Origin of the sequence: Streptomyces brasiliensis, assembly GCF_014647875.1 — a bacterium.
GTDB classification, from domain to species: Bacteria; Actinomycetota; Actinomycetes; order Streptomycetales; family Streptomycetaceae; genus Streptomyces; species Streptomyces brasiliensis.
On the sequence record NZ_BMQA01000002.1, the window covers coordinates 371,340 to 384,905 of the forward strand.

General features: G+C 72.2%; 11 protein-coding genes and 2 pseudogenes. 4 read left to right on the forward strand and 9 right to left on the reverse strand.

All coding sequences use genetic code 11. The annotated features are described in order from the left end of the window. Positions 1-60 precede the first annotated feature (60 nt). The 3 genes from IEZ19_RS05365 to IEZ19_RS05375 all read left to right on the forward strand — a co-directional run bounded on the left by IEZ19_RS05365 (position 61) and on the right by IEZ19_RS05375 (position 2,583). Complete coding sequence (locus IEZ19_RS05365) at positions 61-702, forward strand: TetR/AcrR family transcriptional regulator (protein ID WP_189309814.1); 642 nt, start codon at positions 61-63, stop codon at positions 700-702. Positions 703-748: 46 nt separating this feature from the next. Further along, positions 749-1,471, forward strand: coding sequence for an ArsR/SmtB family transcription factor (locus IEZ19_RS05370; RefSeq protein ID WP_189309815.1), 723 nt, complete (start codon positions 749-751; stop codon positions 1,469-1,471). A 176-nt stretch (positions 1,472-1,647) separates the two neighbouring features. After that, the gene (locus IEZ19_RS05375; protein WP_189309816.1) at positions 1,648-2,583 is read left to right on the forward strand and encodes a DMT family transporter; all 936 of its coding nucleotides are present in this window, start codon (positions 1,648-1,650) and stop codon (positions 2,581-2,583) included. Positions 2,584-2,586: 3 nt separating this feature from the next. Here the strand turns inward: IEZ19_RS05375 and IEZ19_RS05380 are convergent, their stop codons facing one another. The 9 genes and pseudogenes from IEZ19_RS05380 to IEZ19_RS05420 form a co-directional block, all read right to left on the reverse strand. Next, the gene (locus IEZ19_RS05380; protein WP_189309817.1) at positions 2,587-3,669 is read right to left on the reverse strand and encodes a Zn-dependent alcohol dehydrogenase; all 1,083 of its coding nucleotides are present in this window, start codon (positions 3,667-3,669) and stop codon (positions 2,587-2,589) included. Positions 3,670-3,683: 14 nt separating this feature from the next. Beyond that, positions 3,684-5,072 (reverse strand): aldehyde dehydrogenase family protein, encoded by a 1,389-nt coding sequence (locus IEZ19_RS05385; RefSeq protein ID WP_189309818.1) that lies wholly within the window; start codon positions 5,070-5,072, stop codon positions 3,684-3,686. Between the two features lie 94 nt (positions 5,073-5,166). Then, positions 5,167-5,610: a DUF3574 domain-containing protein gene (locus IEZ19_RS05390; protein WP_189309819.1), complete on the reverse strand. Its 444-nt coding sequence runs from the start codon at positions 5,608-5,610 to the stop codon at positions 5,167-5,169. 10 nt (positions 5,611-5,620) lie between these two features. Beyond that, positions 5,621-6,366, reverse strand: a pseudogene (locus IEZ19_RS05395) (ATP-binding cassette domain-containing protein). 179 nt (positions 6,367-6,545) lie between these two features. Then, the gene (locus tag IEZ19_RS05400; protein WP_189309820.1) at positions 6,546-7,766 is read right to left on the reverse strand and encodes an MFS transporter; all 1,221 of its coding nucleotides are present in this window, start codon (positions 7,764-7,766) and stop codon (positions 6,546-6,548) included. 22 nt (positions 7,767-7,788) lie between these two features. After that, positions 7,789-8,188, reverse strand: a pseudogene (locus tag IEZ19_RS05405) (citrate:proton symporter); the annotation flags it as partial. A 12-nt stretch (positions 8,189-8,200) separates the two neighbouring features. Then, a complete protein-coding gene (locus IEZ19_RS05410; protein WP_189309821.1) occupies positions 8,201-10,432 on the reverse strand; it encodes a molybdopterin oxidoreductase family protein in 2,232 nt (743 codons plus the stop codon). Positions 10,433-10,747: 315 nt separating this feature from the next. Next, positions 10,748-11,365: a TetR/AcrR family transcriptional regulator gene (locus IEZ19_RS05415; RefSeq protein ID WP_189309822.1), complete on the reverse strand. Its 618-nt coding sequence runs from the start codon at positions 11,363-11,365 to the stop codon at positions 10,748-10,750. A 98-nt stretch (positions 11,366-11,463) separates the two neighbouring features. Beyond that, complete coding sequence (locus IEZ19_RS05420; protein WP_189309823.1) at positions 11,464-11,982, reverse strand: hypothetical protein; 519 nt, start codon at positions 11,980-11,982, stop codon at positions 11,464-11,466. 220 nt (positions 11,983-12,202) lie between these two features. Here IEZ19_RS05420 and hmgA point away from each other — a divergent pair, with 220 nt between their 5' ends. Next, positions 12,203-13,519, forward strand: a complete 1,317-nt coding sequence (gene hmgA / locus IEZ19_RS05425; RefSeq protein WP_189309824.1) for a homogentisate 1,2-dioxygenase — start codon at positions 12,203-12,205, stop codon at positions 13,517-13,519. Positions 13,520-13,566 lie beyond the last annotated feature (47 nt).

The window sequence follows — 13,566 nt, forward strand, 5'->3', positions numbered from 1 at the left end:
GAATGCCGTACATTTAAATTAGCACTGCTAGTTTCTGGGCGCAGCCCTACTATGTGCGCCATGGCCCGACCGCGCAAGCCCCTCCTGAGCACCGACCGGATCGTCGAGACGGCCCGGTCACTCGTGGACGCGGAGGGCCTGGCGGCCGTCTCCACGCGCCGGCTCGCCGCTGAACTGGGCGTGAGCGGGCCCTCGCTCTACAACCACTTCCGCACCAAGGACGAGCTGCTGGAAGCGGTCGCCGACTCGGTGAGCGGACTTGTCGACCTGTCGATGTTCGAAGACGGCCGGGACTGGCGCACCGCGCTGCACGACTGGGCCGTCTCCTACCGTGCCGCCCTGCGCGACCACCCGAACATCGTCCCGGTCCTCGCCCGCGGCCCCGGCCGCCGGCGCGCCGCGCTGCGGCTCGCGGACGCTGTGTACGGCGCCATGGTCGACGCGGGCTGGCCGCCGGCGCAGGCCACCTCGATCGGCGCGCTGATGCGGTACTTCATCATGGGCTCGGCGCTCGGCTCGTTCGCCGGGGGCTTCGTCGGCGACGCGAGCGCGTACGACCCCGCCGACTATCCCCACCTCGGGCAGGCGCACCTGCTCGCCGAGCAGCAGGAGAAGATCGACGAGCGGGCCTTCGAGACGGGGCTGACGGCACTGCTGGACGGGCTGGCACAGCAGTATGCGCAGGTCGCGCGGACCGCGTGACGACACTTCGGTGAGCGCCGAAGTGTGCGTGGCGCATGCTGGGTGCATGACCTCCGCCACCTCCGCCAAGGATCCGCAGGCCCCGGGGCTCGCGGCGCTCGCCGGACTGATCGCCGACGAGACGCGGGCCGCATGTCTGCTGGCGCTGCTGGACGGACGGGCCTGGACGGCGGGTGAGCTGGCGCGGCACGCCGGGGTCGCGCCGTCCACGCTGAGTGAGCATCTCAGCAAGCTTGTCGGGGGCGGGCTGCTCGCCGAGGAACGGCAGGGACGGCATCGGTATGTACGGCTGGCCGATGCGCGGGTTGCGCAGCTCGTGGAGGAGCTGGCGGCCGTGGCGCCTGCGGCGGCTTCACGTGGGCCCGTGCGCAGTCTGCGACGGGCGAGTGCCGAGTCCGCGATGGCTCGGGGGCGTACCTGTTACGACCATTTCGCGGGGCGGCTCGGTATCGCGGTGACCGACGCGATGACCCTCCGGGGCCTGTTGCGGCAGGACACCGGGTTCGCGCTGACCGATGCGGGGGTGGAGTGGTTCGCCTCGGCCGGGATTCCGCTCGATCGGTCGGCTCGGCGGCCCATGGCCCGGGCGTGTCTGGATTGGACCGAGCGACGGCCGCACCTGGCCGGTGCGGCGGGGGCCGCGTTGTGCCGGCACGCGCTGGATGTGGGGTGGTGCGTGCGGGTTGGCTCCGCCAGGGCTGTGAAGGTGACGTCGGTGGGGGAACGGGTGTTTTTCGACCTCTTGGGTTTCGATGCCGGGGAGTTGTGAGCGGCTGGCGAGGTGGGGGCTGTGCGGTGCCGACTTCGGGTTGCGTTTGGGCTGGTCGCGCAGCCCCCGCGCCCCCTATATGTGACTTGCCGCCCATTCGACCTGCCCCCGAGTGACCCTCACGCCGTCCGTTTTCCGCCAGCCCCTGTCCCATGTCGCTGTCTAGCCTCAGGAGCATGATGAAGCACTCCTCCTCCCCGCCCGACCCGCGTGCCGCCGGTGCCGCGCTGGTCACCGTCGTGTTGTGGGCCTCCGCCTTTGTGTCCATCCGTAGTGCGGGTGCCGCCTATTCGCCCGGGGCGCTGGCGCTCGGGCGGTTGCTCGCGGGGGTCCTCGTGCTCGGGGCGATATGGGCCGTACGGCGGGAAGGGTGGCCGCCGCGGGCCGCGTGGCGGGGGATCGCGATATCGGGGGTGTTGTGGTTCGGGTTCTACATGGTCGCCCTCAACTGGGGTGAGCAGCAGGTCGACGCGGGAACCGCCGCACTCGTGGTGAACGTCGGACCCCTGCTCATCGCCCTGCTCGGGGCCCGGTTGCTCGGTGATCCGATGCCGCCCCGGCTGCTTGCGGGCATGGCGGTGTCGTTCGCCGGTGCGGTCACCGTGGGGTTGTCCATGTCGGGTGGAGGCGGGTCCACCCTGCTCGGCGTGGTGTTGTGTCTGCTCGCCGCGGTCGCCTATGCGGGCGGCGTCGTCGCGCAGAAGCCCGCCCTCGCCAGGGGCAGTGCGCTTCAGGTGACGACCTTCGGGTGTCTCGTCGGCGCCGTGGCCTGTCTGCCGTTCGCCGGGCAGCTGGTCCATGAGGTCGCGCACGCGCCCGTGTCCGCGACGCTCAACATGGTCTATCTGGGGGTGTTTCCCACGGCGATCGCCTTCAGTACCTGGGCGTATGCCCTCGCGCGGACGACCGCCAGCCGTATGGGCGCCACGACCTACGCCGTACCCGCGCTGGTCGTGCTGATGTCCTGGCTGGCGCTCGGTGAGGTGCCGGGTGTGCTGACGCTCGCGGGCGGTGTGCTGTGTCTGGCGGGTGTGGCGGTGTCCCGGTCCAGGTCGCACCGGGTCACCACCCCGACCCCGGTAGCGGAACCGCGCCCCGAGCAGGTCTCCTGACGGTCAGAACACCACCAGCGCCCGGCCGCCCTTGCCCGCCAGCATGTTCTCGAACGCGGCCGGGATGCCGTCCAGGGCGATCCGTTCCGTGACCAGTGCGGACAGGTCGAGGCGACCCGCCCGGACGTGTTCGGCGAGGATCGGTACGTCCCTGGCCGGGTCGGAGTTGCCGTACACGCAGCCGGAGAGGGTCCTGCCCCAATGGAAGATCTCCAGGGCGTTGAAGGTGACCTGCTGGTCCTTGCCACCGATGCCGACGACCGTCGTACGGCCGCCCCGGCGGGTGGACTCCCAGGCGGCGCGGATGCTGACCGCGCGGCCCACGCACTCGATCGAGACGTCGACACCCTGCCTGGCGGTGAGGGCGCGGATCTCGCGCGGGGTGTTCTCGGAGGCGACCACGTAGTCGGTGGCACCCGCGCCTCGTGCGAGTTCCTCCTTCTCCGGGGTCACGTCCACGGCGATGATGCGCGACGCTCCCGCGACGCGGGCCGACTGGAGGGTGGCGAGGCCGACTCCGCCGACGCCGAACACCGCGACCGTCTCGCCGGGTTGGACCCGTGCCGAGTGGTGGACGGCTCCGTAGCCGGTGAGGAGGGCGCAGCCGAGGAGGGCAGCGTCGGTGAGGGGTACGCCGTCCGGGAGGGGCAGGACGCAGGAGGCGGCGACCACCGTCTCCTCGGCGAACGCCGCCACGTTCAGGCCCGGGTGGAGGTCGGTGCCGTCCACCGTGCGGGCGTAGACGTCGGCGGCGCCGGTGAGCGCGTCGGCGCACAGCCAGACCTCACCGAGGGTACAGACATGGCAACTACCACAGGACGGGGCCCAGTTGAGGACCACCGGGGAGCCGGGTGCCACATGGGTGACCCCCTCCCCCACGGCGACCACCGTGCCCGCGCCCTCGTGGCCGAGGACGGCCGGTACCGGCACGCGCATCGTGCCGTCGGACAGGGACAGGTCGGAGTGGCAGACGCCCGCTGCGGCGAGGCGGACGCGGACCTGTCCGGGGCCCGGGTCCGGCAGGTCGACCTCGGTGATCTTCAGGGGTGCCCCGACGGCGGGCAGGACGACGGCACGTACGGCCATGGCTCGTGACTCCCTTAGAACTGGAGGGACTTGGTCTGGAGGTACTCGGCGAGTCCGTGTGCGCCGAGTTCCCGGCCGACGCCGGACTGCTTGTACCCGCCGAAGGGTGCCAGCGGATTGAAGCGGCCGCCGTTGATGTCGACCTGACCGGTGTCCATACGCCGGGCGAAGGCCACCGCCTCGCCCTCGTCGGCGGCCCAGACGGCGCCGGCGAGGCCGTAGACCGTGCCGTTGGCGATACGCAGGGCCTCCTCCTCGTCCTCGTAGCGGAGGATCGTGAGGACCGGCCCGAAGATCTCCTCCTGGGCGATCGTCATCTCGGGGGTGACGTCCGCGAAGACCGTGGGGCTGATGAAGTAGCCCTTCTCGCGCGGGGCTTCGGGGCCGCCCGCGATCAGGCGGGCGCCCTCGGCCACGCCCTTCTCGATGTACCCCCGCACCCGGGCCTGCTGCCGGGCGCTGACGACCGGGCCGATGCGGTCGCCGTACTTGGCGGCGGCCGCCGCCGCGAGCTCCACGGCCTCGTCGTACTGGTCGCTGTGCACGAGCATGCGCGTCCAGGCGCTGCACGTCTGGCCGGAGTTGGACATCACGTTGGCCACGCCGACCGCCACCGCCTTGGCGAGGTCGGCGCTCGGCAGGATGACGTTGGCGGACTTGCCGCCGAGTTCGAGTGCGACCCTCTTGACGGCCGCGCCCGCGGCGGCGCCGATGCGCTTGCCGACGGCTGTGGAGCCGGTGAAGGAGACGAGGTCGACGCCGGGGTGTTCGGCCAGGGCCTGTCCGGCGACCGGGCCGAGACCGGTGACCAGGTTGAACACGCCCGCGGGGACACCCGCTTCATGGATCGCCTCGGCGAACAGCTGGGCGGTGAGCGGGGTGTTCTCGGCGGGCTTCAGGACGACCGTGCAGCCCGCGGCCAGCGCCGGGGCGACCTTGGCGACGATCTGGTGGAGCGGGTAGTTCCAGGGGGTGATCGCGCCGACCACACCGACCGGTTCCTGATACACGGTCGAGTTGCCGACCTTCTCCTCGAAGGCGTGGGCCGCGGCCAGTTCGGCGTACGAGCCGGCCACCGCGATCGGCACGCCCGCGTGGACGGTCTGCGAGAACGCCAGGGGCGCGCCCAGCTCGGCGGTGACCGTCTCGGCGATCTCGTCCTTGCGGGCCACGAGCACGTCCCGCAGAGCCGCCAGCCGGGCCGCACGCTCGGCGGGCGCGGTCGCGGCCCAGGCCGGGAGGGCGGCACGGGCGGCCCGTACGGCCGCGTCGACATCCGCGGCGGTGCCCGCCGGGACCTGGCCGATGGCCTGCTCGTCGGCCGGGTTCACGACCTCGATCACGTCATGGCCCTCGGCCGGGCGCCAGGCGCCGTCGATGTAGAGGCCGTCGTGTGCCTTCATGTTGTTTCCTCCCGGCGGGGCTGCGTCGTCCGGCTCACAAACTAGCGGCGATAGTTTTTGGGCGCCAGGGGGCTTCGAGCCGAAGCGGAAGGCCTCAGAAGTCGACCTGCGCCCGTTCGTCCACCCGGCCCACGGACTCCTGCCCGAAAACCTTCTCGTAGGCGCGGCGGATCTCCTCGATCTTGCGGTCGCTCGCGTCCTCCTGTGCCACGGGATACAGCAGGATCAGCTCGTACGACCGCTCCTTCTCGATCGTGCCGTGCGCGTCCCGCCACTGCCCGCGCCCGCTCTGCACGGTGAGCCCGTCGGGGAAGTCGGGGGTGACCTCATGGTCGACGAAGGCCATGAACTGCCGGTCGGTCACCGCCGGTCCGCCGTCCGGGCGCGCGGTGCCGAAGAGGAGCCGGGTCTCGACGTACGGGTTTCCGCGCTTCGGGGCTTCCTCGGTGAGGGAGGCGTAGGCGGTCGGGGCCGCTGCGGCCAGCACGACTCCGGCGGCGGCCAGGCCGGCCCGGGTCCGGGTGAGGTGCTTGGTCATGCACCTTTCCCTAGCTCTCCCACTCCTCCAGGTCGGGCAGCCGCGCCGGGGACGGGCAGATGCGTTCGCCGTGCTGGTCGAACACGAACAGGTGGGCGATGTCGACGAGGAGCGGCACGTGCATGCCGTGCCGGAGGTGGATGTCGGGCGTGGTGCGCACGACGAGGTCGCCGGGCAGCCGGCCCTCCCGGGGCACGGGTTCGGGTTCGGCGTCGGCAGGGTGCTCCAGCACCACCACCGGCCCGGCCCGCAGCGCGCCTGTCTTGTCCCGGAGGCGGTCGAGCACGTTCGGGCCCGTACGGCGAGGGCGCCGCGCGCGGCCGGCCGGACGCGGGGCCTCCAACTCCGGTACGAAGGCGGACCGGGAGCCGGTGAGGAGGTCCTCGATGCCCAGCATGCGGGCGGTGGCGTCCGCACGGGGGCGCGGGTCCGCGCCGGGGGTCTCGATGCGCAGTGGGAAGCCGATATTGTCGCGGCTCGGCATGGTCGGGTAGGGCGCGAAGTTCTGGAAGACCATGGCGATGCCCCGGGCGGACGGCTGAAGGTCGCCCGCGACCTGCCCGTCCAGCAGCACCTCGCCCTCGTCCATGTCCTCGAGGCCGGCGATCACCGCAGCACGGTGGACTTGCCGCAGCCGGAGGGTCCGAGCAGGACGAGGAAGTCGCCGGCGGCGATGTCCAACGAGAGCCGGTCCACGACGCGGACTCCGTGTGTGCAGGACTTGCTCACGTCGTGCAGGGAGATGGCGCGTGTCATGACAGGTGTCCCCGGGTGCTCACCAGAGCGCTGTGACGGGTGCTCCGTGGGTCGGAGGCCACGTGCGGGTCGTACGGAGCCGTGAGTCACGGAAGTCAACGGAATGTGCCCGGCCGGGGGAAGACACGTGCCGGGACGGCCACGAAGCGGCAGGTCGGAGCGGAATCGGACGCCGAGGTTCAGCGCCGGGCGCGGGTTCGTGTCGTCCCGGGCACGGGCTCAGGGCGCGCGACCGGCTTCGCCGGTGACCGTACCGCGACCCCCGCCGACAGCAGCAGGAGCCCGCCCAGCATCACGAACGGGGCCGCCACGCCCGCCACTCCGGCGACCAGACCCGCGGCGGCGGGCGCGGCGACCTGACCGAGTCGGTTGCCGGTGAGCCGTAGGGCGAGGGCGGTGGAGCGGGCGCCGTCGGGGGCGGCCTGCACGACCGTAGTCATGGACAGCGGCTGACCGACGCCCAGGCAGAAGCCGAGCGCGGTGAGGATCAGGGCGAGGGCCCACACGGGCACCGGCAGCGCGATGCCCGCGCACAGCAGCGCCGCGAGCAGGCAGGTCACGGTGAGCAGGGCCGGGCGGCCGAGCAGCCGCAGCAGCGGAGTGAGGACGAGCCGGCAGGCGATGGTGGCCCCGGCGCGCAGGCTGAGCAGGACACCGATCACCGACGGGGCGATGGCACGGTGTTCGCCGACGACCGGGAGATAGGCGGTGAGGACATCGGTCGCGGACAGTACGGACAGGCTGATCAGCATGCCCGCGGGCACACCCCGGGCGCGTAGGATGCCGCCGACCGCGACCCGGTCGCCCGGTGCGGTGCGGGACGTCACGGCCGTACGGTCCTCGATGCGCCACAGCGAGGTGAACGCGACCGCGGCGCCCGCGCCCGCGACCATCAGCGCGAGCGCGCTGGTGCCGGCCATGTCGGGACCGCCGATCAGTACGCCGGCCGCGATCGGGCCGCCGAGCTGGCCGAGGGATGCGCCGATGGTGAAGTGGCCGAAGTTGCGGTCCTGTTCGTGCGGGGCGGACTGGCGGGCCACCAGCGACTGGGCGCCGATCACGAAACAGAGGTGGCCGAGGCCCATCACCCCGCTCCACAGGGCCATCGTCCCCAGCGAGTTCGCGATGCCGCTGAGCGCGCAGCTGGCCGCGATGAGGACGACGCCGACGGGCAGGAGGGGCGCGGCACGTCCGTCATCGGTGCGCCGGCCGAGCGGTACGGCGGCGAAGAGCGGCAGCAGCGCGAACACACCCGCGATGACGCCGACGGCCCGCTCGTCGGCGCCGAGGGCGAGGGCTCGGTAGGACACGGCGGGCCGGGCCATCGACACCGCCCCCTGCGCGAAGCCGAAGGCTATGACGAGGCGGAGCAGCCAGCCGCGGTTCCTCCCGGGCTCCATGGTGATGACCTCCGTCGAACGATCAGATGCTGCCGAACAGGATCCCTGCCCCGAGAACCACGAGTGAAGGCAGGGCCGCCGCTTGGCCACGAAGCGCGTGTGGTCGCCGAACTCGACCTCGGCCATGCCGACGAGGACGTATACGGCGGCACGAGGTGGCTCGACATGTGCAGCGGCTGTCCGACGAGGGGGGCGCGGGTGATCTCGAGGGTGGGTACGCCGTGCGCCTGTCCGGCCTCGGCGAGTACGGGCACGATGACGTTCTCGGCGTGCGCGGCGATCCGGGCCTTCTGGTCGGGCGTGAGCGGGAAGGTGACGGTGCGGGCGAGCGCGGCGGCGAGCAGGAACAGCACCGGGGTCGGCAGCCACTCCGTGATCACGGCGGTGAGCAGGGCCACCGTGTGCAGCGCGTTGAACCAGTAAAAAAGTGAAGGTCACAGCCGCGCGGTCAGCTCGACGGGGATGCCGTTGAGGACCGCGTTGCCGGACAGCGGCTCGAGCAGGCTGCCGTCCAGGAGCTGGTTGACGTTGACTCCGGGGTTGTTCGCCGCGTGGGTCAGCCGGGTGCCGGGACGGTCGTGGCCCCAGCCGTGCGGCAGGCTCACCACGCCCGGCCGCACCGCGTCGGTGACCTCGGCCGGCGCGGTCACCTCTCCCCCGGCACCCTTCACGCGCACGTCGGCCCCGTCGCGCACCCCCAGACGTTCCGCGTCCTCCGGGTGGATGTGCAGCGTGCAGCGGTTGGAACCGCCGGTCAGGGCGGGCACGTTGTGCATCCAGCTGTTGTTGGAGCGCAGATGGCGGCGGCCGACGAGGACGAGCCCGGTGGGCCGCTCCCGCAGGGCGGCCCGCAGCCGGGGCAGGTCGGCGGCGACCGGCTCCGGCAGCAGCTCGACCTTGCCGCTGCGGGTCTTCAGCGGCTGCGGCAGACGCGGGCGCAGCGGGCCGAGGTCCATGCCGTGCGGGTGGGCCAGCAGCTGCTCCAGGGTCAGCCCGTCGGGTCGTACGCCGAAGCCGTCGCCGTAGGGACCGAGGCGCAGCATCATGTCGAGCCGCCGCTCGGGGCCGGTGTCGCCGGTGAGCTGGGCGGCGAGTTCCTTCGGGTCGCGGCCGTGCACCGGCGAGTGTTCCTCGCGGACCGCCTTGCCGAGGGTCTGGTCGACGACCATCGCGTCGACGGTGGCCGGGTCGGCGCCGTGCATGCCCGTGACGGCGAGGATCAGCCGGGCCAGGATCTCGGTCTCGGCCATCCGGCCGGGTTCGAGGGGGACGGCGGGGCGCGTGTAGCGGACCTGGTTGCGCACGGCGAGGGTGTTGAACGCGAAGTCGTGGTGCGGGCTCTGCGCGGGCGGCGGCGGGGGCAGGACGACATGGGCGTGGCGCGATGTCTCGTTCAGATACGGGTCGACGCTGACCATGAAGTCCAGCGAGTCCAGGGCCTTGTCGAGACGGTCGCCGTCGGGCGCGGAGAGCACGGGGTTGGCGGCGACCGAGACGAGCGCCCGGACCGGCTCGCCCTCCTCGGTCGCGGTGTCGATCTCCTCGGCGAGCGCGGCCAGCGGCAGCTCGCCCTTGGCCTCGGGGTGCCGGCTCACCCGGGAGTGCCAGCGGCCGAGCGCGAAGCCGTGGCCGGGACCTGCGGGCCGGGGCGTCCTGTCGGTGGCGGCCTGCGGGAAGAGGGCGCCGCCGGGCCGGTCGAGGTTGCCGGTGAGGATGTTGAGGACGTCCACGAGCCAGTTGGCGAGGGTGCCGTGCGCGACGGTGCAGCTGCCGATGCGGGCGTAGACGGCGGCGGTGGGGGCGGCGGCGAGTTCGCGGGCGCGGGCGCGGATGGTGGCGGCGTCCACGTCGCAGGCCTCCGCGACCGCCTCGGGAGTGAAGTCACCTACTTCTGCTCGGAGTTCTTCGACACCCAGGACGTGCGGCGCCAACTCGCCCAGGGTGACGAGGCCTTCGTCGAAGAGGACGTGCGCCATCGCCGCGAGCAGCAGTGCGTCGGTGCCGGGGCGGATCGCTATGTGCCGGTCGGCGAGGCGGGCGGTGCGGGTGCGGCGCGGGTCGACGACGGTGAGGGTGCCGCCGCGGGCCTTGAGCGCCTTGAGCTTGCCCGGGAAGTCGGGGGCGGTGCACAGACTGCCGTTGGACTCCAGGGGGTTGGCGCCGATGAGCAGCAGATGGTCGGTGTGGTCCAGGTCGGGCACCGGAATGGCGTTCGCGTCGCCGTACAGGAGCCCGCTGGAGACGTGCTTGGGCATCTGGTCGACCGTGGAGGCGGTGAACAGGCTGCGGGTGCGCAGGGCGCCGAGCAGCACCGGCGGATAGAGGGCGCCGGCCACGGTGTGCACGTTGGGGTTGCCGAGGACGACACCGACGGCGTCCGGGCCGTACCGCTCGACGACCGGCCGGATGCCCGCGACCACGGCGTCGAACGCTTCCTCCCAGGTGGCCTCGCGGAGTTCGCCGTCGCGACGGACGAGCGGGGTGCGCAGCCGGTCGGGGTCGCCGTCGACGGCGCCGAACGAAGCGCCCTTGGGGCAGATGAACCCCCGGCTGAACACGTCGTCACGGTCACCGCGGGCGCCGGTGACACGGGCGCCCTCGATGGTGAGGGTCAGCCCGCAGGTGGCCTCGCACAGGGGGCAGATTCGCAGGGCGGTGCGGGACACGGGTCCTCCCGGAGGACGGCGGCGTCGATGGCGCTCGGACTGAGGGCGAGCATACCGACCGGTATGCACGGAAGGGAGGGGTCGCCGGACACCCGTCGGAAAACCGCCGGTGACCGGGGCACCGGTCGAACACGGGACCAGGATCGACTTCCGGCCCGTGGGCAGCGTGGCCGGGCCGGCACGCGGCCGGCGCCGGAAATCCGCCTGTCGGCGGTGGGCCGGTCCAGCACGCGACCAGCGTCGGTTTCCGCGCGTGGGCAGCACGATCAGTCCAGCCCACGGCCGGCGCCCGAGATCCGCCCGTGGGCCGCGAGGTCAGTCCAGCACCCGGCCCAGGTACGCGCGCAGCAGTTCCCGGGTCTCCGCGATGATCGCCTCGTCCCCCTGCGCGTCCATCCGGAACGCCAGGTGCACCAGGGTGTCGGAGGTCTCCACGGCGATCAGGACGGTGCGCCGCAGCGCGTCGTCCGGCGTGCGGCCGAGATAGCCGGAGAGCAGGTCCGTGAGCCGGTCGGCGACCCGGTGGTTGGGCTCGGCGTCCCGGGCGCCGACCGGGATCTGGTTGCCGAAGTCCACGAGCGAGAAGCCGGGCGCGGTGCGCTTCATGGCCAGGTACTCGTCGAGCACGGCGTCCATGGCCGCGCGCCAGTCGCCCGCGCCCGCGTCGGTCAGCCGCTCCGTGACGCGCTCGGTGTACCGCTCCAGGTTGCGCTGGGCCAGCGCGTCGGCCATCTGCCGCTTGTTGCCGAAGAACCGGTAGACCGAGCCGATGGGGACTCCGGCGCGCACGGCCACCGCCCGGGTGCTCAGGGCGTCGTAGCCGACTTCGTCGAGGAGGTCGGCACAGGCGTCGAGGATCCTGGTCAGGCGTTCGGCGCTGCGCCGTTGGACGGGTGCGCGGCGGAGCGATGCGGCGTGGGGCACGGACTTCATGATGCCTTTCCGGCGGGATCACGTGAACCTCACCCCACAGTACGGAGGTCCACGGCGTGCGCGCTCATCGCGCCCGGGCCGCTCCCCGCTGCCGTGGCTCACGGCATGGGTGACGACTCCGTCTCCGAGGCCGTGACGTCGGCCGTACTCTCGACCGGTTTGCCGTGTACGGCCCACACGGTGCCGTCGTCGGCGTACAGCCGGACGGTGACATGGTGGGTGCCGTGCGGGACGATACGGGCGGCGAGGTGGTACGCCGGGGTACTCAGCAGGGCGACCGGGTCGCCGTCGACGAAGAGGTGCGCGAGGCCGCGCCCGGCCTTCGCCTCGGACTTCGCACCGGGAGGCGAGAAGCGGAAGTGGCGGACGGTCAGCCGTACGTCCCAGCCGTCCACGCTGTCGGGGGTCACCTCGATGCCGACCTCGGGGGCGTCGTCCTCGTCGACCTGGCGGTAGCGCTGCCCCGCGTCGTCCGTCTCGTCGAGGAGCCTGCCCACCGGTGAGGGCGACTCCCCGTCCCTCCGCTCGTCCGCCTCGCCGGTTCCACAGCCCGCCGGCGCGACCAGCAGCAGGACGCAGACCGCGAGCGCGGCACAGAGTCCACGCGTCCACGACATGCCGGGGAGCGTAGAACACCGGTCCGGCACTCCGAATCCATCTGGAGTCGGGTTGTCGTCCTACCCCGTGAGGAGCAGACACCCTTCCCCGCGAGGAGGAGAGCACCTCCCCCGCGAGAGGCGGACACCCGCCGGGCGTGGCGTGCACGAGATCCCCTTGCACCGAGGAAACCACAATCCTACGGTGTGGCATAGGAATCGGGTTCGCAAGGGAGCGATGATGAGCGGGGACGCACGGAAGACCGCCGAGGGACTGGTGTATCTCTCGGGGTTCGGCAACGAACACGCCTCGGAGGCGGTGCCGGGCGCCCTGCCCGAGGGCCGCAACTCACCCCAGCGCGCGCCCCTCGGGCTGTACGCGGAGCAGCTCAGCGGTACGGCGTTCACCGAGCCCCGCTCGCACAACCGCCGGTCCTGGCTCTACCGGATCCGTCCCTCGGCCGCGCACCCGGCGTTCACCCGCACCGGCAACGGCGCGCTCCACACGGCCCCCTTCACCCAGACCGTGCCCGACCCGAACCGGCTGCGCTGGAACCCGCTGCCCGGGCCCCCGCCCGGCACGGACTTCCTGGCGGGCCTGTGGACGCTGGGCGGCAACGGAGACGCGGCCCAGCGGACCGGGATGGCCGTGCACCTGTACCACGCCGACTCCTCGATGGAGCGGGTCTTCAGCGACGCCGACGGTGAGCTGCTGATCGTCCCGGAGCACGGCGGGCTGCTGCTGCGCACGGAGTTCGGGCTGCTGCATGTGGAGCCGGGACATGTGGCGCTGGTGCCGCGTGGGGTGCGCTTCCGTGTGGAGCTGCTCGAGGACACTGCCCGGGGTTATGTGTGCGAGAACTATGGGGCCCCCTTTCAGCTCCCCGACCTCGGGCCCATCGGCGCCAACGGGCTCGCGAACGCACGGGACTTCCGGGCGCCGGTCGCCGCGTACGAGGACGTCGAGGAGCCGGTGGAGGTGGTCAACAAGTACTGCGGCAACCTGTGGCGGGCGACGTACGACCACTCGCCGCTGGACGTCGTCGCCTGGCACGGCAACCATGTGCCCTACGTCTACGATCTGCGTCGCTTCAATGTGATCGGCACCATCTCGTACGACCACCCGGACCCGTCGATCTTCACGGTGCTGACGTCGCCGAGCGACACCCCGGGCCTGGCGGGCGTGGACTTCGTCGTGTTCGCGCCGCGCTGGCTGGTGGGCGAGGACACCTTCCGGCCGCCGTACTTCCACCGGAACGTGATGAGCGAGTACATGGGGCTGATCGAGGGGGCGTACGACGCGAAGTCCGAGGGCTTCGTGCCGGGCGGGGGCTCGCTGCACAACATGATGTCGGCGCACGGCCCCGACCGGGAGACCTTCGACCGGGCGAGCGCCGCCGAGCTGAGGCCGCAGAAGCTGGACGACGGGCTGGCGTTCATGTTCGAGACCCGCTGGCCGGTGACGCTGACACCGCACGCCGCACGGGCGCAGCACCTGCAGCAGAGGTACGACGACGTGTGGCGAGGCCTCGAGCGCCACTTCCGCACGCCTTCATGACGCCGTTCGCCCATTGCACTGAACCTTCATGCACGGGTACGGATAGC

What these genes read in the sequence shown, in the direction of transcription:
- IEZ19_RS05415 (WP_189309822.1), bottom strand. Translation starts at nt 11,365, where the DNA reads ATGAAGTCCGTGCCCCACGCCGCATCGCTCCGCCGCGCACCCGTCCAA.
- IEZ19_RS05375 (WP_189309816.1), top strand. Translation starts at nt 1,648, where the DNA reads ATGATGAAGCACTCCTCCTCCCCGCCCGACCCGCGTGCCGCCGGTGCC.
- IEZ19_RS05400 (WP_189309820.1), bottom strand. Translation starts at nt 7,766, where the DNA reads ATGGAGCCCGGGAGGAACCGCGGCTGGCTGCTCCGCCTCGTCATAGCC.
- IEZ19_RS05370 (WP_189309815.1), top strand. Translation starts at nt 749, where the DNA reads ATGACCTCCGCCACCTCCGCCAAGGATCCGCAGGCCCCGGGGCTCGCG.
- IEZ19_RS05390 (WP_189309819.1), bottom strand. Translation starts at nt 5,610, where the DNA reads ATGACCAAGCACCTCACCCGGACCCGGGCCGGCCTGGCCGCCGCCGGA.
- IEZ19_RS05380 (WP_189309817.1), bottom strand. Translation starts at nt 3,669, where the DNA reads ATGGCCGTACGTGCCGTCGTCCTGCCCGCCGTCGGGGCACCCCTGAAG.
- IEZ19_RS05365 (WP_189309814.1), top strand. Translation starts at nt 61, where the DNA reads ATGGCCCGACCGCGCAAGCCCCTCCTGAGCACCGACCGGATCGTCGAG.
- IEZ19_RS05385 (WP_189309818.1), bottom strand. Translation starts at nt 5,072, where the DNA reads ATGAAGGCACACGACGGCCTCTACATCGACGGCGCCTGGCGCCCGGCC.
- hmgA (WP_189309824.1), top strand. Translation starts at nt 12,203, where the DNA reads ATGAGCGGGGACGCACGGAAGACCGCCGAGGGACTGGTGTATCTCTCG.
- IEZ19_RS05420 (WP_189309823.1), bottom strand. Translation starts at nt 11,982, where the DNA reads ATGTCGTGGACGCGTGGACTCTGTGCCGCGCTCGCGGTCTGCGTCCTG.